The 18,556-nt window shown below is 51.3% G+C and carries 20 protein-coding genes; 10 read left to right on the top strand and 10 right to left on the bottom strand.

The features are described 5' to 3' along the window. Positions 1-41 precede the first annotated feature (41 nt). The 8 genes from fabI to pspF all read right to left on the bottom strand — a co-directional run bounded on the left by fabI (position 42) and on the right by pspF (position 7,698). Entirely contained in the window at positions 42-830 is a 789-nt protein-coding gene (gene fabI / locus JK211_RS06295) for an enoyl-ACP reductase FabI (protein ID WP_212707825.1), read from the bottom strand. Positions 831-971: 141 nt separating this feature from the next. Then, entirely contained in the window at positions 972-1,778 is an 807-nt protein-coding gene (sapF, locus tag JK211_RS06290; protein ID WP_212707824.1) for a putrescine export ABC transporter ATP-binding protein SapF, read from the bottom strand. Positions 1,779-1,780: 2 nt separating this feature from the next. Further along, positions 1,781-2,776, bottom strand: a complete 996-nt coding sequence (gene sapD, locus JK211_RS06285; RefSeq protein ID WP_212707823.1) for a putrescine export ABC transporter ATP-binding protein SapD — start codon at positions 2,774-2,776, stop codon at positions 1,781-1,783. Further along, positions 2,776-3,666: a putrescine export ABC transporter permease SapC gene (sapC, locus tag JK211_RS06280; protein ID WP_212707822.1), complete on the bottom strand. Its 891-nt coding sequence runs from the start codon at positions 3,664-3,666 to the stop codon at positions 2,776-2,778. Before sapC ends, sapD begins: the two co-directional genes overlap by 1 nt. A 20-nt stretch (positions 3,667-3,686) precedes the next feature. Further along, on the bottom strand, positions 3,687-3,878 hold the full coding sequence (locus JK211_RS06275) for a hypothetical protein (protein ID WP_212707821.1): 192 nt from the start codon (positions 3,876-3,878) through the stop codon (positions 3,687-3,689). Positions 3,879-3,959: 81 nt separating this feature from the next. After that, positions 3,960-4,925, bottom strand: coding sequence for a putrescine export ABC transporter permease SapB (sapB, locus tag JK211_RS06270; protein ID WP_212707820.1), 966 nt, complete (start codon positions 4,923-4,925; stop codon positions 3,960-3,962). Next, positions 4,922-6,550: an ABC transporter substrate-binding protein SapA gene (gene sapA / locus JK211_RS06265; protein WP_212707819.1), complete on the bottom strand. Its 1,629-nt coding sequence runs from the start codon at positions 6,548-6,550 to the stop codon at positions 4,922-4,924. The genes sapB and sapA overlap by 4 nt, the downstream gene beginning before the upstream one ends. 140 nt (positions 6,551-6,690) lie before the next feature. Further along, a complete protein-coding gene (gene pspF, locus JK211_RS06260) occupies positions 6,691-7,698 on the bottom strand; it encodes a phage shock protein operon transcriptional activator (protein WP_212707818.1) in 1,008 nt (335 codons plus the stop codon). A 199-nt stretch (positions 7,699-7,897) separates the two neighbouring features. On the opposite strand from pspF, the gene pspA reads away from it, so the two are divergent. From pspA to tyrR, 7 genes are all read left to right on the top strand, one after another. Continuing rightward, a complete protein-coding gene (pspA, locus tag JK211_RS06255) occupies positions 7,898-8,569 on the top strand; it encodes a phage shock protein PspA (protein ID WP_212707817.1) in 672 nt (223 codons plus the stop codon). Positions 8,570-8,618: 49 nt separating this feature from the next. Continuing rightward, positions 8,619-8,852, top strand: a complete 234-nt coding sequence (pspB, locus tag JK211_RS06250) for an envelope stress response membrane protein PspB (protein WP_212707816.1) — start codon at positions 8,619-8,621, stop codon at positions 8,850-8,852. Further along, positions 8,849-9,211, top strand: a complete 363-nt coding sequence (pspC, locus tag JK211_RS06245) for an envelope stress response membrane protein PspC (protein WP_212707815.1) — start codon at positions 8,849-8,851, stop codon at positions 9,209-9,211. The genes pspB and pspC overlap by 4 nt, the downstream gene beginning before the upstream one ends. Before the next feature lie 33 nt (positions 9,212-9,244). After that, positions 9,245-9,493: a phage shock protein PspD gene (locus JK211_RS06240; protein ID WP_212707814.1), complete on the top strand. Its 249-nt coding sequence runs from the start codon at positions 9,245-9,247 to the stop codon at positions 9,491-9,493. Beyond that, positions 9,474-10,871 carry a YcjX family protein gene (locus tag JK211_RS06235; RefSeq protein ID WP_212707813.1) on the top strand — a complete coding sequence of 466 codons (1,398 nt, stop codon included), beginning with the start codon at positions 9,474-9,476 and terminating at the stop codon, positions 10,869-10,871. The genes JK211_RS06240 and JK211_RS06235 overlap by 20 nt, the downstream gene beginning before the upstream one ends. Then, positions 10,868-11,962 carry a YcjF family protein gene (locus JK211_RS06230; protein WP_212707812.1) on the top strand — a complete coding sequence of 365 codons (1,095 nt, stop codon included), beginning with the start codon at positions 10,868-10,870 and terminating at the stop codon, positions 11,960-11,962. The genes JK211_RS06235 and JK211_RS06230 overlap by 4 nt, the downstream gene beginning before the upstream one ends. A 145-nt stretch (positions 11,963-12,107) precedes the next feature. Then, complete coding sequence (gene tyrR / locus JK211_RS06225; protein ID WP_212707873.1) at positions 12,108-13,676, top strand: transcriptional regulator TyrR; 1,569 nt, start codon at positions 12,108-12,110, stop codon at positions 13,674-13,676. 64 nt (positions 13,677-13,740) lie between these two features. Here the strand turns inward: tyrR and tpx are convergent, their stop codons facing one another. After that, positions 13,741-14,244, bottom strand: a complete 504-nt coding sequence (gene tpx, locus JK211_RS06220) for a thiol peroxidase (RefSeq protein ID WP_212707811.1) — start codon at positions 14,242-14,244, stop codon at positions 13,741-13,743. A gap of 480 nt (positions 14,245-14,724) precedes the next feature. Here tpx and zntB point away from each other — a divergent pair, with 480 nt between their 5' ends. The 3 genes from zntB to JK211_RS06205 all read left to right on the top strand — a co-directional run bounded on the left by zntB (position 14,725) and on the right by JK211_RS06205 (position 17,513). Beyond that, entirely contained in the window at positions 14,725-15,708 is a 984-nt protein-coding gene (gene zntB, locus JK211_RS06215; RefSeq protein WP_212707810.1) for a zinc transporter ZntB, read from the top strand. Between the two features lie 387 nt (positions 15,709-16,095). Beyond that, positions 16,096-16,989 carry a tRNA 2-thiocytidine(32) synthetase TtcA gene (ttcA, locus tag JK211_RS06210; protein WP_212707809.1) on the top strand — a complete coding sequence of 298 codons (894 nt, stop codon included), beginning with the start codon at positions 16,096-16,098 and terminating at the stop codon, positions 16,987-16,989. Between the two features lie 254 nt (positions 16,990-17,243). Next, positions 17,244-17,513: a DUF333 domain-containing protein gene (locus JK211_RS06205; protein ID WP_212707808.1), complete on the top strand. Its 270-nt coding sequence runs from the start codon at positions 17,244-17,246 to the stop codon at positions 17,511-17,513. A gap of 31 nt (positions 17,514-17,544) precedes the next feature. Here the strand turns inward: JK211_RS06205 and JK211_RS06200 are convergent, their stop codons facing one another. Then, positions 17,545-18,540 carry a 2-hydroxyacid dehydrogenase gene (locus JK211_RS06200; protein WP_212707807.1) on the bottom strand — a complete coding sequence of 332 codons (996 nt, stop codon included), beginning with the start codon at positions 18,538-18,540 and terminating at the stop codon, positions 17,545-17,547. Positions 18,541-18,556: the final 16 nt, after the last annotated feature.

The raw sequence follows: 18,556 nt of genomic DNA, 5'->3' as shown, positions 1-18,556 counted from the left end.
CCACAGCAGGCGGGTTAACCGCCTGCTGTGCTGTGGGAAACTTATTTCAGTTCCAGTTCGTTCATTGCGGCGATGCTGAAGCCACCATCAACGTGTAAGATTTCACCGGTAACACCACCGGCCAGGTCAGAACACAGGAAAGCCGCGGAATTACCGACATCTTCGATGGTGACGGTACGACGAATCGGCGTTACTGCTTCACAGTGTGACAGCATTTTACGGAAGTCTTTAATGCCTGAGGCTGCCAGAGTACGGATTGGACCTGCAGAGACGGCGTTGACACGCACACCTTCAGGGCCCATAGCGTTAGCCATATACCGCACGTTAGCTTCCAGAGATGCTTTAGCCAGACCCATTACGTTGTAGTTAGGGATAGCACGTTCTGCACCAAGGTAAGACAGCGTCAGCAGGGCTGAGTTCGGGTTCAGCATGGCACGGCATTCTTTGGCCATCGCGACGAAGCTATAGGCACTGATGTCATGGGCAATTTTGAATCCGTCACGGGTAACGGCATTCACATAGTCACCGTCCAGCTGGTCGCCGGGCGCAAAACCGATAGAGTGTACAAAGCCATCAAATTTCGGCCAGACTTTTTCCAGTTCGGTAAACAGATTTTTAATGCTGTCATCTTCTGCAACATCACAAGGCAGAACAATGTCTGAGCCCAGGTCTTTGGCAAAGCCTTCAACGCGAGACTTTAATTTTTCGTTTTGGTAAGTGAATGCCAGTTCAGCACCCTGTTTGTGCATCGCCTGAGCGATACCCCATGCGATAGACAGTTTACTGGCAACGCCAGTGACCAGAATGCGCTTACCGGAAAGAAAACCCATAGCTGTAATCCTTAATATGGTTATTGTTGTTGGCGGTGGCTGGTGTTTTTTCAGCCGTGCCGCAATGTTCAATCGGTGGATTCTAACACGACAATGGGTTATCAGGTAAAGTGGCGAAGGTTCAGAGCAAAATTCTGTGGATTATCGTTCACTTCGTCGCCAGGCATCGGCGGTCAGCGCCTCGCCGAAGTGGCTGTTAATCAGCCGTCGTGTCAGATCATGGAGCGGGGAAGCAAGGACATCAGCAGTACCGCCGCGTTCCACTACCTGTCCCTGATGCATCACCATCACCAGATCACTGATATGCTTCATCATGCCGATATGCTGTGTCACGTAAATATAGGACAGCCCGTCCCGTTCCTGTAACTCCAGCATCAGATTCACCAGTTGCGAGCGCATAGTCATATCCAGCGATGCCAGTGCTTCGTCAGCTACAATGACTTTAGGCTCTAATATCAGAGCCCGGGCAAGAGCCAGGCGCTGTTTCTGGCCAGGAGCCAGCATATGAGGATAGTATCCGGCATGATCGCGTAATAATCCGACCTTACGCAGTGTTTCGATGATCCGCAGTTCCCGTTGTTCCGCCGACAGACCGCTATTCAGCCTGAGGGGCAGGTCCAGTATCTGGCTGACACGTTGCCTCGGGTTGAGTGAGGTGCCGGGATCCTGAAAAATCATGCGGATAACCTGACTGCGGTAACCATAATCGCCAAATTCCAGCGGATGATTATTAATAATAATTTCGCCGCTGCTCGGCGCTATCATCCCGCTTAACATTTTTGCCAGTGTCGATTTACCGGAACCATTTTCGCCAATAATCGCCAGTGTCTGTCGCTCACGTAATGTAAAGCTGACATTTTTAACCGCATCAATATGCTGTGGCCGGAATAACCCCGTTTTATAACGATAGGTTTTACACAAATCACGGACTTCGAGTAAGGTTTCCATAGTTATTGCGGCTCTTTATTTAACGGAAAGTGGCAGGCATAAAGATGCGTTTTGCTCCCGGTCAGCCGGGGGGCCTGAATACAGTCACGTTGTGCATACGGGCAGCGAGGCCCCAGACGGCAACCCACAGGTAAATGCTCCAGAGAGGGGATGGCACCCGACAGGGTATTCAGGCGGCTTTTATGGGGCAGGGCGCGTCCGAAATCAGGCATAGAACGGATTAAAGCCTGCGTATAGGGATGATGGGGGGTCGCTATCAGTTCATCGCTGAGAGCCGTTTCAACCGTCTGCCCGCAATACATCACGTTAATCCGGTTGGCCCACTGACCGAGAGTCCGCAGGTCATGACTAATCAGTAAGATAGTGGTGTTATTATTCTGATTAAGCCGGCTCAGTAACCGGAAAATCTGCGCCTGGGTGGTCGGCTCCATGGCATTGGTCGGTTCATCGGCTATCAGCAACCGGGGTTTATTGGCCAGCGCGATGGCAATCATAACTTTCTGGCACTCACCTTCGGTCAGTTCATAAGGAAAACTGCGCATAATATCCTTATGATCTTTAATCCCTACGCGGTGTAATAACTCGATGGCCCGCTGTTTCCGCCACCGCCAGAACCGGCGATACCAGTGGCCTTTCAGTGTCCAGCCGGGGATTGCCTGAATCAACTGACGGCCAATACTTTCTGAAGGATCCAGACAGGACTGGGGCTCCTGAAAAATCATCGAAATATGGCGGCCGATAATTTTCCGGCGTTCACGGGGCGTCAGCAGCAGTAAGTCGATATCATTAAAACGCATCCGGTCCGCCGTGACACGCCAGTTATCCGAGGTCACACCGCAGATAGCCTTGGCTATCAGGCTTTTACCGGAGCCGGATTCACCCACCAGCCCGCGAATTTCGCCTTCATTCAGGGTCAGGTTTACCTTATCTACCGCTTTGACCGGCCCCTCGGCGGTGAAAAATTCAATGGTGAGATTGCGTATATCCAGTAACGGCATTATTTGACCCCGGCTTCGATAGCACGACGTATACCGTCGCCTAATAAATTGATGATCAGTACGCTGACCATCAGCATGACGCCGGGCAGCATTACTGTCCAGGGCGCTACATAAATCAGCTCCAGGGAATCACCGAGCATGGCACCCCATTCGGGTGAAGGCAATTGCGCACCGAGACCGAGAAAGCCCAGGGCGGCAATATCCAGCACTGCCATCGATAAACCCCGGGTAAATTCACTGACCAGCAGGGGTAACACATTGGGCAGAATGGTGTCTTTGAGTAAAGTGATCGGGCTTGCGCCATCCAGCCGCGCTGCCACCACATACTCTTTTTCCATCTGTTCATGAATAGCGATATAAATTGCCCGGACCAGCCGTGGCATTAACGCCAGCCAGACAGCGATTAATGCATGGAACAGGCTGGGACCGGCAAAAGCCACCACAATAATCGCCAGCAGTAACGACGGAATAGATAACAGAGTATCAAGGATGTGATTCATGATCGCCGAACGGAAACCATGGGTCAGCCCCGCAAGGATACCGATTAAAAAGGCACAGATAGCGGAAAAGACAGTAACCAGAATGGCTGAGCCGACAGTCGGTGCTGCCCCGCGTAATAAACGACTGAGCAGGTCCCGGCCCAGGTCATCGGTACCAAGAAAAAAAGAGACATCGCCGTAACGCGACCAGGAAGGGGGTAATAACTGGTAACCCATAAATTGCTGGTCAACACCGTAAGGTGCCAGTAACGCGCCAGACAGGCATAACAGCAGCAACAGGGCAAAACCATACAGACCGACCATTGCTGCAGTATCGTGATAAAATTTCCCCCAGGACTGACGAAAGGTGCCGGGCAGACGTTTTTCCTGATAGATATTATCGATGGGCATATATCACCGTCTTACTTCTGTTAATTTTCATGTAATGACTTCAGTGAGTCTTCACACTGTTTTTCCAGTCCGGCATGGACATCCGGCGGCAGTGGTGCGGTCATCATATGCTGGTATTCCAGACACTGTCGCGTGGTCTGATCGGCAGGCTTATCCGGGGAACAGCCTGCCAGCAGAGGTAGCAGTAATAATGGCATCAGTAATTTTAACATCTATCGTTTCCTGTGGTGATCTGACAACAAACCGCACTACGACTGGCAGTCAGGGCAGTAAGGGAAAACCGCAACTGCCGGTTATCTGAGGGCATACCATTCTTTATGTTTCAGCGGATTTAAAGCTGCGCCGATAATATCTGACAGTACATTTACGATGACCACCATACTGCCAATTACCATCACTCCGGCAGAAATAGCGGCATAATCCTGCTGACGGACGGCCGCGATCAACCAGTGCCCGGCCCCTGGCCAGTTGAAAACCACCTCGGTGATCATGGTCAGAGTCAGCATGGTGGAAAACTGCATGCCGAGGTGCGGGATCACCGGCGGTAAAGCGTTATGCAGTACATGGCGACGGATAACGGTAAAACGGGATAAACCGCGGGTGATGGCTGCTTTGACATAACTTTTATCGATCACTTCAAGGGTACTGTGGCGCATTAAACGGATCACTTCCGTCATCGGGGCCACGGCCAGAGTCACCACCGGTAGCAGCAGATGCTGAAAAATACTGACCAGCATTTCATGACGCCATACGGAGTGAGTCAGCAGCGCATCAATCAGCACAAACCCGGTAACATGCGGCAGAGGATAAAGCAGGTCAAGACGGCCGGATACGGGTAACCAGCCCAGAGTCAGGGAAAAGAACAACGTCAGCAGCAATGCCAGCCAGAATACCGGTAACGAAAAACCGAGTAATGCCAGAGCACTGATCAGCCGGTCCTGCCATTTTTTACGCATCACTGCCGCAATGATCCCCAGCGGGATCCCCAGCAACAGTGCCATCAGAAATGCCAGCACGCAAAGTTCCAGGGTAGCCGGAACCACTTCTTTCAGCTGGTCGATGATCGGCTGGCCATTAACACTGGATACGCCAAAATCCAGACGTAACATATCTTTAAACCAGAACCACCAGGCATCAGACAGAGAGGCACCTTCCAGCGGAGCATGGGGGGTGAAATAACTCAGGCTGAAAGCAACCAGCGATAAAAAAAACAGGGTTACTGCCAGTAATACCAGCCGCCGTAAAATAAAGATAATCATGGGGCATTTCCTTCTGAATCATCACGGTACACTCCGGCAAACGAGGTATTACCGAACGGGCTTAACACCAGCCCTTTAATATCATAGCGATAAGCCTGTAAACGCAGTGATGATGCCAGCGGCAGTACCGGTAACTGGTCGGCCAGCATTTGCTGAGCCTGATCATAACTGTCAATCCGGTCAGCCAGTTGCTGTGAGGTTAAGGCTGACTGTAATATCTGGTCAAATGCAGGGTAACACCAGTGGGCATAATTGGTTGCAGAATTGATAGCCGCGCAGCTAAGCAATGGCCTGAAAAAGCTGTCCGGGTCATTACTGTCGGTTGCCCAGCCTGCCAGAGTCAGGTCATGATTAAGTGACATCAACTGAGCTTCCTGAAAACGGCCCTCTACCGGCACAATATCGACGCTAACGCCAATCCGTCCCAGATCGGCCTGAATCAGCTCTGCCGTTTTAAGCGGGCTGGGATTCCAGGGTTGTGAGGCGACGGGCACCATCAGCTTCAGATGCAGATCCTGTATGCCGAGTTGTTTAAGCCGTTGCTGTGCTTGCTGCGGATTATAATCGGAAATACGGGTACGGTTATCATAAGCCCAGGACGCACGGGGTAAAACAGAAGCCGCGGTTTCTGCCGTACCATAATAAATGGAAGAAATCAGCCGTTCATTATTAATCGCCAGTGACAGGGCTTTACGCACCTCCGGGTTATCCAGCGGTGGTTTACGGGTATTAAATGCCAGATAGGCAATGTTCATCCCCGGGCGAAGTGCCATCCGCAGTCGCGGGTCATCGCGCAAAATAGACAGCTGACTGGCGGCCGGATAGGCCAGCACATCACATTCACCGGTCAGTAATTTAGATAAACGGCCGGTGCCTCCGGCGCCGATATCGATGACAACCTGTTGCATACGCGGCACGCCTTTCCAGTACTGCGGATTACGTATCAGCCGGATAAACTGCCCTGAACGGTATTCAGCCAGCTGAAAAGGGCCGGTGCCCACCGGATGGCTGTCCATTGCTTCCTGATGTCCGCTGGCGGTTAACTGGTCAGCATATTCTTTGGATAATACCGGTGCATAGTGGGTGGCAATATGCCACAGGAAAGAGGCATCCGGGTGGGCGAGGCGAAATTCGACCGTGTAGTTGTCCAGCGTTTTGATGCTCAGGACATTATCCGTAAACTGAAGACTGTCGAAATACGGGTAATTTCCGCCGCCGACCTGATGCCATGGGTTGCTCCGGTTAAACATCCGCGAAAAACTAAACACCACATCATCGGCATTCAGGCTGCGGTGCGGGGTAAACCAGTTGGTGGACTGAAAGTTAACCCCGTGGCGAAGGCGGAAAATATAGGTCGCACCGTGATCTCTGACTTCCCAGCCCGATGCCAGTTCTGGCACCAGACGGTAAGTGTAGGGGTCGACACCCAGCAAACGGTCGTAGAGCTGCGCGGCCAGGGTATCCACTGTAAGGCCACTGCTGGCCAGTTGCGGATTAAAGGTATTCAGTACCCCGTTCACACAATAGACAAAACCGCTCTGACGGATGTCCTGCTGAGATGCGGAAAAGGCGGCACCGCAGTACAGACTGAGTCCCAGGCACAGCGCAGAATAGAATTTCGACATAGTACTCAAAGAATTTTAATAGATTGGCGGCAGTGTATCGCAAACCCGGCGGTTACCCCAACCCTGGCGTATGCGGTGCTGCTCTTTTTCATGGTGTCTGCTGGCAGCGGTGCGCGGTACTATCCCCGGAAACAGCATCATCAGCGCCCGGCGGACACCTGATGTTTTTTTATTAAAGCCCGTAACTGATGATAGGTCAGTCCGAGATCAGCGGCTGCTTTACGCTGGTGGTAATGATTTTTTTGCAGACTCAGCATCAGCAGACGGTATTCCTGACTATTTTGCCATTCCCGTAAATTTACCGGCAATCCCGGTAAATGCTCTTCAGCGTCCGGAACGGGGGGCGTGGCCTGCAGGGAATCTCCGCCAGCACTGTCCGGCCGGAAAGGATTAAAAATAATCCGGTCCAGCAGCTGTTCGCTGCTGTTGTGGCGATAGATGGAACGCTCGATAACATTTTTCAGCTCCCGCACATTGCCTGGCCACGGCCAGCTGAGCAGCTGATGACGGGCCTTATCACTGAAACCGGGGAATAAGGGCAGTCCGAGTTCACGGCACATCCGGAGAGCAAAATATTCACCCATGACCAGTATATCGCTTTGTCTTTCACGCAGTGGCGGAATAATCACTACATCGAATGCCAGCCTGTCCAGCAGGTCAGCACGGAATTTTCCCTGCGCGGCCAGCGCCGGTAAGTCCTCATTCGTCGCGCAAACCAGCCGCACATTCACCTGCAGCGAATGGTTGCCGCCGACACGTTCCAGTTGCCCGTATTCAATCACCCGCAACAGCTTTTCCTGAACCATCATCGGTGCGGTTGCCAGCTCATCGAGGAACAGAGTGCCACCATCAGCCCGTTCAAACCGTCCCAGATGCCGTTTCTGTGCCCCGGTAAAGGCACCGGCCTCATGGCCAAATAATTCGGAATCCAGCAGGTTATCGTTCAGTGCTGCACAGTTAAGGGAAACAAAAGGCCCTTGCCAGCGGGCAGAAAGATAATGCAGACGGTTGGCAATCAGCTCTTTACCGGTACCTCGTTCACCGATCACCAGCACCGGTTTATTAAGTGGCGCCAGGGCAGAAACCTGTTCCAGCATCTCAAGAAAGTTATTGGACTCACCCAGCAGATTATCCTGACGCTCACTCATGATTATTTTGACCAGCTATTAATTAATTTCACCATTCTACGGGATCTTTCTGACAGGGCAATTAAATAAAATCATTTAAAAACATTAAGTTAAAAACTGGCATGCCGATTGCTAATACAAGTGGCAGATAACCGGTAGCCATCAGCGGACGGCTATAACCTATTCCGGGGATTTCCCGGCATTTTTCAGGAGAAACAACATGGGTATTTTTTCCCGCTTTACTGACATTGTGAATGCCAACATCAATTCCCTGCTGGAGCGGGCTGAAGACCCGCAGAAACTGGTCCGGCTGATGATCCAGGAAATGGAAGACACATTAATTGAAGTGCGTACCACCTCGGCCCGTGCACTGGCTGAGAAAAAACAGTTAGTTCGCAGGAGTGAGCAGGCGGCACTACATTCTGCCGAGTGGCAGGAGAAAGCCGAACTGGCACTGCGTAAAGACAAAGAAGATCTGGCACGGGCTGCGTTGCTGGAAAAACAGAAAACCGATGCGTTAGTGAGCTCTCTGGATCAGGAAATTGAACAGACAGACCAGACCCTGCAACGGATGAAAGGTGAAATTGCTGAACTGGAAAATAAACTGACCGAAACCCGGGCTCGTCAGCAGGCTCTGACTCTGCGCCACCAGGCGGCATCAAATTCACGGGATATTCGTCGTCAGCTGGATAATGGTAAAATTGATCAGGCAATGGCCCGTTTTGAATCTTTCGAGCGTCGTATTGACCATATGGAAGCCGAAGCAGAAAGTCAGCGTTTTGGTAAGCCTCAGTCACTGGATCAGCAATTTGCCAGCCTGAAAGCAGATGATGAAATCAGCCAGCAGCTGGCGGCATTAAAAGAAAAAATGCAGCGTCACGACGGACAGTAATCTCCGTTATAGCCCCCCGGCTGAACCGCGACTCAGGTAAGGAGAATTCATGAGCGCAATTATTCTTTTTATGATCCCGCTGACTATTTTTGTGCTGTTTGTCGCGCCGATCTGGTTATGGTTACATTACAGCAATAAACATCCGGCGGGCAGTGAACTGTCGCCACAGGAAATGCAACGACTACAGCAACTGACAATAGATGCGCGCCGGATGCAGGAACGTATCGGTACGCTGGAAGCGATACTGGATGCGGAAAACCCGCAATGGAGGCAACAGCCATGAGCCAGCGATCCGCGACTTCACGTCAGTTATGGCGCGATCCGCAACAGGGCAAGCTGATGGGGGTCTGTGCAGGACTGGCGGAATATCTCAATGTGCCGGTTAACCTGATCCGTATTATGGTGATTATCTCCCTGTTTATCGGACTATTTTTTATTACCCTGGTGGTTTATTTTGCGCTGGTTTTTTTTCTGGAGAAAAAACCGGTCAGCGGGCAACAAGAGCCGGCACAGCCCGCCGCCGCAGAGTTGTTATCGGAACTGGAACAGCAACTCCGGCAGGGAGAAAACAGGGTCAGGGAGATAGAACGTTATGTCACTTCTGAAACTTTTTCGATCCGCAGCCGTTTCAGACAATTGTAAAATATCAGTGGATATACCCGCCGGAGGTGAGCAATGAAATATGCAGAGCAACAGGGCAGGCCGTCACGCCTGATGTCGGTACTCCTTTCTGCTGTAAAATTTATCATTATCACGATACTCAGCCGGACTCCGGCAGGGATCAGTGCCAGAGTGCTTAACCGGGTCGCCCGCAGGCCTGTGCGCATTATTCTGGCAATGGTGCTCGAACCTGTATTGTCTGCGATAATGAAAAAAATATCTGCCCGACTATTCAGAGAGAAACATGAACAAACTGCAAAATGAGATTGTATCCCTGGTCAGCCGCGGTGCCGATAAACACCTGCGGCTGGCGGTTACCGGACTCAGCCGCAGTGGAAAAACGGCTTTTATTACCTCACTGGTTAATCAGTTACTGAACGTGAATAACGGTGCCCGGCTGCCGTTATTTTCTGTGGCGCGGGAAGAGCGGTTACTTGGCGTGAAACGTATTCCGCAACGGGATATGGGTATTGCGCGGTTTAATTACGATTCCGGTCTGGCGCAACTTTACGGGCAGCCAGCGCAATGGCCGACACCGACCCGCGGTATCAGCGAAATGCGTCTGGCGCTGCGTTACCGTTCTGCCGACTCTCTGTTGCGCTATTTTAAAGACACGACCACCTTGTTTCTGGAAATCATTGATTATCCGGGCGAGTGGTTGCTGGATTTGCCGATGCTGGGACAAAGTTATACCGCCTGGTCACAGCAAATGATGGCGTTGTTGCAGGGAGAGCGGGGCCAGCGGGCAGCCCGCTGGCGGCACCTGGCGGCCGCACTGGATCCCCGGGCCGTGGCTGACGAACAGCAACTGGCAGATATCTCTGCCGCCTGGACCGACTATCTGCACCAGTGTAAAAATAACGGCCTGCATTTTATCCAGCCCGGCCGCTGCGTAATGCCGGGGGATATGGCCGGTGCACCTGCGCTGCAATTCTTCCCGTGGCCAGTTGATACGCTGGCCGACAGCACAAAACTCACCGATGGCGGCAAACTCAGTAATTTCGGGATGCTGCAGGCCCGCTATGACTATTACTGCCAGCATGTGGTGAAACGTTTTTATAAAGACTATTTTGTGAAAGTTGACCGGCAGATAGTACTGGTAGATTGCCTGCAGCCCCTGAACAGCGGACCGGAGTCGTTTAATGATATGCGTCAGGCACTGACTCTGCTGATGCAAAGCTTTCAATACGGACAGCGTACATTACTGCGGCGACTGTTTGCGCCGGTGATCGATAAACTGCTGTTTGCTGCCAGCAAAGCGGACCATATTACCCACGATCAACAGGGTAATCTGGTTTCTCTATTACGGCAGATGGTGGGTGATGCATGGCAGCAGGCGGCCTTCGAAGGTATAAAAATCGATTGTCTGGGACTATCGGCCATCCGTGCCACAGCGTCAGGAAATATTATTCATCAGCAACAGAGTCTGCCGGTATTACGTGGTCATCGCCTGACTGACGGTGAAAAACTGACTTTTTATCCGGGGGAGGTGCCGGCCAGGCTGCCTGCCGCCAGTTTCTGGCAGGAACAGGGATTTCGTTTTGAAGCCTTCCGCCCTGCAACCATGGACAGCGACCAGCCTCTGCCGCATCTGCGGATGGACAGTGCGCTGGAGTTTTTACTGGGAGATAAATTACGATGACCGAACAGGAAAAGGTACCGCTCAGACCCGGCATCATTTTCAGGGACACAGCGGCGCCGGATAATCTTCGTCTGCAACCTGCCCGGCACTTTTCGGCCGATGATGCCTCATTCAGTCCGCAGGATGAGCAGGATATGCCGCCCGGCGAAGATAGCGGCGATGAACAGCCGCTGGTTGCCGTATTACGTCCGCGCCGTTCCCTGTGGCGCAATATCCTGTTACTGGGGGTCTGCGTATTTTTAGCCAGTATTATCGCCCGGACGGGGGACTGGCTGATCACTGCATGGCAAAACCGTCAGTGGATCGACGCAGGCATCAGCCTGGCGATAGGACTGGTGGTAATTGCCGGGGCCGGTAGCCTGCTGGCAGAATGGCGACGGTTATTTTTATTGCGTCACCGGGCACAGGAAAGGGATCATGCCCGGCAGTTACTGGACAGTCATGATACGGGCAGGGCCAGAACATTTTGTGAACAACTGGCGGCGCGGGCGGGTATTAATGACTCAGAAGCCTTCCGCAAATGGCAGACTGCACTACAGGATACCCACAGTGATCGTGAAGTAATCAGCTTATATGCATTGCAGGTTCAGCCGCTGGCCGATAAACAGGCGAGGGCCACAATCAGCCGTTTCGCTGCTGAATCCGCATTAATGATCGCTGTCAGCCCGCTGGCTGTCGTTGATATGGCGCTTATTGCCTGGCGTAATATCAGGATGATTAACCAGATAGCACGTATTTATGGTATTGAGCTGGGTTACTTCAGCCGGTTACGTTTGTTCCGCGGGGTATTATTCAATATTGCTTTTGCCGGGGTCAGCGAACTGGTGCGGGAAACCGGTATTGACTGGATGTCACAGGACATTATGGCCCGTTTGTCAGGGCGCGCAGCGCAGGGGATCGGCGCGGGGCTGCTCACGGCACGGCTGGGTATTAAAGCGATGGAGTTATGCCGGCCGCTGCCATGGCTTGAGGGTCAGAAGCCCCGGCTGAGCGATTACCGAACCGATTTACTGACAAGGCTTCGCCAGGCGATGAAAAAGAAACCCGCCTCCGGCTCCCCTTCAAAGGATCCCTCATCCCCGGTCACTTAAAGGTGTGGCGTGGCGTGATCTGCCGCGCCCGTCAATAAATACGTACAAAAATGGGTATTCTCCGTGATATCTGTAAACTTTTAATGACGATTAGGGGAAGTCTGGTATGATAACCGGCATACGTCATGGCCGGGAAAATACACTGATGCGCCTCGAAATTATATGCAAAGACAGATTAGGCCTGGTACGGGAACTGCTCAATCTGCTGGTGGCACGAAATATTGATCTGTATGGTATCGAAATTGTTGCCCTGGAACGCTTGTATTTACGCTTCAGCCCGATTCCTTTTCACGAATTCAGTGCCCTGATGGCGGAGATCCGTCGTACCCGCGGGGTATCCGATGTACGTACCGTTACAGACCTGCCTTCAGAACGGGAAAACCGTGTACTGACCTCACTGCTGGTGGCAATTCCGGAACCGGTGATCTCCATTGATCTCCGCGGACGGATAGAGCGGGCCAACCCCGCAGCCCTGTCGTTGTTCGGACTGGATGAAAAAAAGATTATGCATTATCCGATCAGTCAGCTGATTGATAATTTCCAGTTTATTCCGCGCAATGAAGGTGACAGTGTCACGGCATCCACCCGCAGTGTAGTGATCCAGGGCCGTGATTTTCTGATGGAACTGTTGCCGATTTACCTGCCTGATCAGCAGGAGCAACAGGAACAGCCGGTCGGGGCCATGATTATGCTCAAATCCACCGCGCGTATGGGCCATCAGTTACAGAATCTTAACCATACTGATGAATCAGGCTTTGCCCATATTGTTGCCGTCAGTGCGAAGATGCGGCAGCTGCTGAGCCAGGCGAAAAAGCTGGCCATGCATGATGCCCCGTTGCTGATTATCGGTGATACAGGGACCGGTAAAGATATGCTCGCCAGAGCCTGTCACCTGCGCAGTCATCGCAGCAGTAAACCTTTTCTGGCGCTTAACTGTGCCTCGTTACCTGATGATGTCGCTGAAAGTGAATTATTTGGCCATGCGGCGGGAGCTTACCCTAATGTGTCAGGCAGCCAGAAAGGTTTCTTTGAACAGGCAAATGGCGGTTCTGTTCTGCTGGATGAAATTGGTGAAATGTCACCACGTATGCAAACCAAATTATTACGTTTTCTCAATGACGGAACTTTCCGCCGTGTCGGAGAAGAGCATGAGGTGCATGTGGATGTGCGGGTTATCTGCGCGACACAGAAAAATTTACAGGAACTGGTCAGCCGCGGGGAATTCCGCGAAGATTTATTTTACCGGCTTAATGTGCTGACGCTGAATCTGCCCGCACTGCGGGAACATACTCAGGATATTCAGCCGCTGACCGAGATGTTTGTTGCCAGGTTTGCCGATGAGCAGGGTATTCCCTGTCCGGTTATTTCCCCGCAACTGGCTGGTTATCTGGCGCGCTACAGCTGGCCGGGTAATGTCAGGCAACTGAAAAATATTATTTACCGGGCCATGACTCAGCTGGAAGGGCATGAACTGAAGCCGAAAGATGTGCTGTTACCTGAAACCTTTACTGCCGATCTGGCGGTGGAGGATAATCTGGAGGGGTCGCTGGATGATATTACCAGCCGTTACGAACGGGCGGTGCTGGTCCGCTTATATCACCATTATCCAAGCACCCGTAAGCTGGCAAAAAGGCTTGGGGTTTCTCATACAGCAATCGCAAATAAATTACGTGAGTACGGACTGAATCACAAAAAAACAGCCGGTGAGGAATAATACCGGCTGTCGGACAGAACACCACCGGGGGATAAGCCGGTGGTGTTCAGAAAACAGCGATAACTTACTTCAGTACCGCTAATGCAGCATCGTAGTCAGGCTCGTCAGCGATTTCTGCTACCAGCTCGGCATGTAATACGGTGTTATCTTTGTCCAGCACCACAACGGCACGGGCGGTCAGGGCTTTCAGCGGGCCTTCGAGGATTTCCACACCGTAATCCTGCTTAAATTGACTGCCACGCAGGGTGGACAGGGTGATCACATTATCCAGACTATCAGCCCCGCAGAAGCGGCTCTGGGCAAACGGCAGATCAGCAGAAATACATAATACTACGGTATCTGAAAGCTCAGAGGCCAGCTGGTTAAACTTACGTACCGACGTTGCACAGGTGCTGGTATCGATACTTGGGAAAATATTCAGGACTTTGCGTTTACCGGCATAGTTTTCCAGAGACACATCATTCAGGTCTTTTGTGACCAGACTGAAATCAGGCGCTGCTTTACCGGTGGCCGGGAACTGACCTGCGACTGCAATAGGCTGACCTTTGAAGTTAACTGTCTGAGACATTTGAGGTTCCTTTTAATCCTAACTGATTTACTGTAATGCTGACTGACCAGCACCACAGGGCAAGTGATGTTTTTATTTATCCCATATTCCGCAGTATTTTACGAGCTGCGCCCATCAATATCCGCTTAAAAAGCCATAACCGTTAAACAGAATGCTGAAAATACCCGCAATCCTCCGCGCAATATTCCGTTGCAGCCCTGTGCGGAGAGACAGAGACAGGTAAGTATTTCTGATAACGAAAATACTGAAGAGTTCAGTCAGTGCTATCAGTGGCAGAGTTTTTTCCCGTACTTGTCAATCCCTGTGCCTGCCGAGGGAGATCCCCGGAAAGTCTGCGCTATCAGATTGATTTTAAGCATCATTGTTTGGCTTCTTTTTTTCCGGTTGTAATGCGTCTTTACGTTTTAAACCCCATAGACGGTCACTAATCCTCTACAATAACGGTTATATACATCAGTCAGAGTGAAGTAAGGGGAAGGAGTGAGTATTATTGACGGTAAAGAACTGCATATCCCGGATGCGATTATTTCCTGTCAGTTAGACGGGCAAGGCGGCATGTTGCCTATCAGTGAAACTGAAGTGGTAAACAGTGAGCATGCCTGTTGGCTGCATCTGAATTATGCTCAACAGGAAAGTGCAGAATGGTTACAGGACACGCCGCTGTTACCGGATTCGGTACGGGATGCATTAGCCGGTGAGAGTATGCGGCCAAGGATCACTAAGCTGGCTGACGGCTTTATGATTACGCTGCGCAGTATTAACTTTAACCATGACTCACGGCCCGATGAACTGGTGGCTGTCAGAATTTTTATCAACGATCGGCTGATTGTCTCTACTCGTCAGCGTAAAGTCGCGGCAGTGGATGATGTCTGGTCCAGCCTGAAAAATAAAGCCGGCCCGGAAAACGCCGGCGACTGGCTGGTGGAATTTTGCGATGCGCTGACGGACCATATCAGTGAATTTATCGAAGATCTGCACGATAAAATTATTGATCTGGAAGATGGCCTGCTGGAAGGCAAGGTGCCGCAACGGGGCCAGATGGCATTATTACGTAAGCAGCTGATTGTTATGCGACGTTATATGGCACCTCAGCGCGATGTTCTGGCACGGATAGCCAGTGAAAAATCACTCTGGCTGGACGATGCGCAACGGCGGCTGTTGCAGGATATCGCCGACCGGCTGGGAAGGGGGCTGGAGGATCTTGATGCCGGTGTTGCCCGTACAGCGGTGCTTAACGATGAAATCAGTTCGCAGATGACCGAATCGATGAATAAACGCACCTATATTATGTCATTACTGGCGATGATATTTTTACCGGCGACTTTTCTGACCGGATTATTCGGGGTCAACCTGGGGGGGATCCCCGGCGGCCAGTGGAGCGACGGATTCAGTGTGTTCTGCGTGATACTGGTGGTCATCGCACTGATGATTACCTTGTGGCTTAAGAATCGTAAGTGGCTGTAAGCGCACAGAATGGCGGCAATCGAAAAAAGTATGATCTCAATCAACGCATGATGGCTTTAAATCGCTGATACTTCTTCCCGCAGGTGAATGCAACGTCAAGCGATGGGCGTTGTGCTCCACATTGTCTTACTTTTGAATTACTGCATAGCACATTTAATTCTTATGACCCCGGCGTTATTCACGCCGGTTTTTTTTGTCTGTTTCCCCGCCATAGTCACTGTTTTTTCTGCCTTATTACCCGCCGGTTTTTCACCTTGTGGCAGGTTATCTGTCTGCCGGCAGATAAGGAGATTTCCCCGCTGAGGAAAAATCCGTATAATCCGCTGCCATGCAGGTACCTAACCAGGAAATAAACAGCCGGACTCTCCGGCGGTGTGAACGTAAGCTATGAATCAGACAGATAACAGAAAAGAAACCCTCGAATTCAACAAACTTCAGAAACGTCTCCGCAGAAATGTGGGTAATGCCATTACGGATTACCAGATGATTGAAGAGAATGATGTGGTCATGGCTTGCATGAGCGGCGGCAAAGATTCATTTGCAATGCTGGATATTCTCCTCAGTCTCCGGAAAGTGGCCCCGGTAAAATTTCAGGTCATTGCGGTTAACCTTGATCAGAAACAGCCGGGTTTCCCTGAACATATTTTGCCGGACTATTTCGAACGTCTGGATATTCCTTATTACATCGTTGATAAGGACACCTACTCGGTGGTTAAAGAAAAGATCCCTGAAGGTAAGACGACCTGTGGTTTATGTTCGAGGCTGCGCCGCGGCACCCTGTATTCGTTTGCTGAGAAAATAGGTGCTACCAAAATTGCTCTTGGTCACCATATGGACGACATTGTTGAAACCCTGTTTCTGAATATGTTTCACGGAGCACGTCTGAAAGCCATGCCACCGAAGCTGCGTTCTGATGACGGACGTAACGTTGTTATCCGGCCGCTAACCTACTGCCGGGAAAAAGACCTGATCAGCTTTGCCGGGCAGAAAAACTTCCCCATCATTCCCTGTAACCTGTGTGGTTCACAGGAAAACCTGCAGCGCCAGGCGATCAAAGCCATGCTGAATGAATGGGATAAAAAGGATGCGGGACGTGTAGAAAGCGTGTTTAAGTCACTGCAAAATGTCAGCCCCAGCCAGTTAGCCGATCGGCAGCTGTTTGATTTCGGCCATTTGCCGCTGGACAGGGAAGGTGAGCGTGACACTTACCAGTTTACCGAAGCCACAGTCTCTTCAACCAATATCGACGAGTCATTGTTTATCGATATTACTAACGTCTGAAGTCTGTGTTGCCGGTAAACGGGCAGCGGTGGTGATTGCTCTCCTGCAGACGCTGGCAGGGGAGCGGCAACATAAAACTCAAACATTGGTCCTGCCTGCCACCGGCTGAATACTCTCAGTATCGGCGAACCGGGATAAATCTGCTGGTAATACGGCTGCCACTAAAGAGTAAAAACATGTAACAGCAGTCGACCCGCACCCTTTCCTGACATATTCTGTGTTGCGAACTGTCAATATCCCCCGGAGCCCGAACCATGAAAATAGCCGCTTTATTGCTGGCCAGTGCCAGTCTGTTGCTTTCTGCCTGTAGCAGTAATAACGAGAATGATCCGCCACAGCAGGCAACAGCAGCCCATATTCAGCCAGTAGTAATGTCATCGTTAGCCGAAACTAACTGTGCCGATGCGGGGGGAAGACTGGCTTATTCACGTCAGCTGGATGGCAGCCGGATAGGCATGTGCCAGCTGGCGAATGGCAAACGTTGCAGCGAAAATGCCCTTATCGGAGGTGGCTGCGCCCTGTAGGCCGCAGTCTCCCCCCGATAACCTGGTATTATCAGACGTCCGATACCAGGTTATCAGATTGCTCTCCGCTGGCTAATAACTGTAAATTACCGAGAGTAACTTTGGCAATCGAAGTCAGCGCTTCGGTGGTAAGGAATGCCTGATGCCCGGTAAACAGTACGTTATGGCAGGAAGAGAGACGGCGGAAAACATCGTCCTGAATAACATCGTTAGATTTATCCTCGAAAAACAGGTCGCGTTCGTTTTCGTAGACATCCATTCCCAGAGCCCCCACTTTTTGCTGTTTCAGGGCTTCAATCGCGGCCTGAGAATCGATCAGCCCGCCACGGCTGGTGTTAATAACCATTACCCCGTTTTTCATCTTATCGAAAGCGGCAGCATCCAGCAGGTGGTGGTTTTTTTCGTTCATCGGGCAATGCAGTGAAATAACATCCGACTCTTTCAGCAGGGTATTGATATCGGTATATTCTGCCGACAGATCCAGTGCCTGCTGTGAAGGATAAGGGTCGGTGGCCAGTAACCGCATGCCAAAGCCTTTCAGGATACGCAGGGTGGCGAGGCCGATTTTACCGGTCCCTATGATACCGGCTGTTTTGCCGTGCATGGTAAACCCGGTCAGCCCTTCCAGGGAGAAATTTGCATCACGGGTACGCTGGTAAGCACGATGAATTCGCCGGTTCAGGGTCATCATTAAACCGACAGCATGTTCGGCCACGGCTTCAGGTGAATAGGCAGGGACACGGACCACCTGAATACCGGCATGGCGGGCGGCGGCAATATCGACATTATCAAAGCCGGCACAGCGCAGGGCAATATAACGTACTCCCAGCCCGGCGAGCTCGCGGATGACTTTTGCGTTACAATCATCATTAACAAAAATACAGATAGCATCGAACCCTGCGGCATTTTTGGCTGTGTGCTGATCGAGTTTAAAATCATAAAAAGTTAAGGAAAAACCGAACTGCTGGTTGACGCGTTGCAGGGAAAGCTGGTCATAATTTTTTGTACTGTAAATCGCGATTTTCATTACCGGACTCCGGAAT

The sequence above is a fragment of the Tatumella sp. JGM130 genome (assembly GCF_018257525.1).
GTDB lineage: Bacteria > Pseudomonadota > Gammaproteobacteria > Enterobacterales > Enterobacteriaceae > Tatumella > Tatumella punctata.
This window is presented reverse-complemented; position numbering and strand designations above follow the sequence as displayed.

What these genes read in the sequence shown, in the direction of transcription:
- fabI (WP_212707825.1), bottom strand. Translation starts at nt 830, where the DNA reads ATGGGTTTTCTTTCCGGTAAGCGCATTCTGGTCACTGGCGTTGCCAGT.
- sapF (WP_212707824.1), bottom strand. Translation starts at nt 1,778, where the DNA reads ATGGAAACCTTACTCGAAGTCCGTGATTTGTGTAAAACCTATCGTTAT.
- sapD (WP_212707823.1), bottom strand. Translation starts at nt 2,776, where the DNA reads ATGCCGTTACTGGATATACGCAATCTCACCATTGAATTTTTCACCGCC.
- sapC (WP_212707822.1), bottom strand. Translation starts at nt 3,666, where the DNA reads ATGCCCATCGATAATATCTATCAGGAAAAACGTCTGCCCGGCACCTTT.
- JK211_RS06275 (WP_212707821.1), bottom strand. Translation starts at nt 3,878, where the DNA reads ATGTTAAAATTACTGATGCCATTATTACTGCTACCTCTGCTGGCAGGC.
- sapB (WP_212707820.1), bottom strand. Translation starts at nt 4,925, where the DNA reads ATGATTATCTTTATTTTACGGCGGCTGGTATTACTGGCAGTAACCCTG.
- sapA (WP_212707819.1), bottom strand. Translation starts at nt 6,550, where the DNA reads ATGTCGAAATTCTATTCTGCGCTGTGCCTGGGACTCAGTCTGTACTGC.
- pspF (WP_212707818.1), bottom strand. Translation starts at nt 7,698, where the DNA reads ATGAGTGAGCGTCAGGATAATCTGCTGGGTGAGTCCAATAACTTTCTT.
- pspA (WP_212707817.1), top strand. Translation starts at nt 7,898, where the DNA reads ATGGGTATTTTTTCCCGCTTTACTGACATTGTGAATGCCAACATCAAT.
- pspB (WP_212707816.1), top strand. Translation starts at nt 8,619, where the DNA reads ATGAGCGCAATTATTCTTTTTATGATCCCGCTGACTATTTTTGTGCTG.
- pspC (WP_212707815.1), top strand. Translation starts at nt 8,849, where the DNA reads ATGAGCCAGCGATCCGCGACTTCACGTCAGTTATGGCGCGATCCGCAA.
- JK211_RS06240 (WP_212707814.1), top strand. Translation starts at nt 9,245, where the DNA reads ATGAAATATGCAGAGCAACAGGGCAGGCCGTCACGCCTGATGTCGGTA.
- JK211_RS06235 (WP_212707813.1), top strand. Translation starts at nt 9,474, where the DNA reads ATGAACAAACTGCAAAATGAGATTGTATCCCTGGTCAGCCGCGGTGCC.
- JK211_RS06230 (WP_212707812.1), top strand. Translation starts at nt 10,868, where the DNA reads ATGACCGAACAGGAAAAGGTACCGCTCAGACCCGGCATCATTTTCAGG.
- tyrR (WP_212707873.1), top strand. Translation starts at nt 12,108, where the DNA reads ATGCGCCTCGAAATTATATGCAAAGACAGATTAGGCCTGGTACGGGAA.
- tpx (WP_212707811.1), bottom strand. Translation starts at nt 14,244, where the DNA reads ATGTCTCAGACAGTTAACTTCAAAGGTCAGCCTATTGCAGTCGCAGGT.
- ttcA (WP_212707809.1), top strand. Translation starts at nt 16,096, where the DNA reads ATGAATCAGACAGATAACAGAAAAGAAACCCTCGAATTCAACAAACTT.
- JK211_RS06205 (WP_212707808.1), top strand. Translation starts at nt 17,244, where the DNA reads ATGAAAATAGCCGCTTTATTGCTGGCCAGTGCCAGTCTGTTGCTTTCT.
- JK211_RS06200 (WP_212707807.1), bottom strand. Translation starts at nt 18,540, where the DNA reads ATGAAAATCGCGATTTACAGTACAAAAAATTATGACCAGCTTTCCCTG.